This window comes from Roseibacillus ishigakijimensis (genome assembly GCF_016595415.1).
GTDB lineage: Bacteria > Verrucomicrobiota > Verrucomicrobiia > Verrucomicrobiales > Akkermansiaceae > Roseibacillus > Roseibacillus ishigakijimensis.
This window is the reverse complement of sequence record NZ_JAENIO010000132.1, coordinates 1-637: the sequence shown is the minus strand read 5'-3', so window position 1 is coordinate 637 and position 637 is coordinate 1. Positions and strand designations below refer to the sequence as shown.

Here is a 637-nt window from a genome sequence, read left to right as displayed (position 1 = left end):
CAATTCAGTCCTTCACGAACTTGACTTCTGATCATTGAAAAATGATGAGCCCGGACCATTTTATGCCCTTGACAAATCATCAACCATATCAACGTATGAGGTGAGGCGATCCCGGCGACCTCACCGGGAAGGCTGCAAGCAGCCAAGCATCTTCCGAAGCTGGCGGCAAGAACGCAACAAAGCCGCTGATAGGGGTCGCCTCCACCGGCTTGTTCGCTTATTCGGTTTGTTGGTTTCGCTCAAGGGGATAGGTGTGGAAAACGAAAGCCTGCTCCCCTGCAAGAGCAGTACGGAAGTATTCCTCGTCGTCGTCGAGGGGTTCAAATTCGTCCTCATCCAGTTCTGAGGCCTGATCCAGGTACTTGATGAACCAGTGGCTGCTCTCAATGTGATCTCGTGCCAAACCCTCAGCGGTTCTGATGTCAACAGCATGTGCAGAAGGAATCCACGCATTGATCCATGCCCCTTCGACCTCCGAGAAATCCTCGTGCTGAGAAGTAGGGACTGCTTCAAAGGTCAGGAGATACATTGGAGGAATTCTAGAGCGAGATTATATGGTTGATGATTTGCCAGACCAGCACCTTTTCAAGGAAAAATGGCGTGCTTAGGATTTTCGTGGGCTATCCCGCAGCCACTT

Annotated in this window: 1 protein-coding gene; it reads right to left on the bottom strand. The window is 51.0% G+C overall.

From position 1 onward, the window contains the following. Positions 1 to 217: 217 nt before the first annotated feature. Positions 218 to 529: a hypothetical protein gene (locus JIN78_RS16895; RefSeq protein WP_200393172.1), complete on the bottom strand. Its 312-nt coding sequence runs from the start codon at positions 527 to 529 to the stop codon at positions 218 to 220. Between the last annotated feature and the right edge of the window lie 108 nt (positions 530 to 637).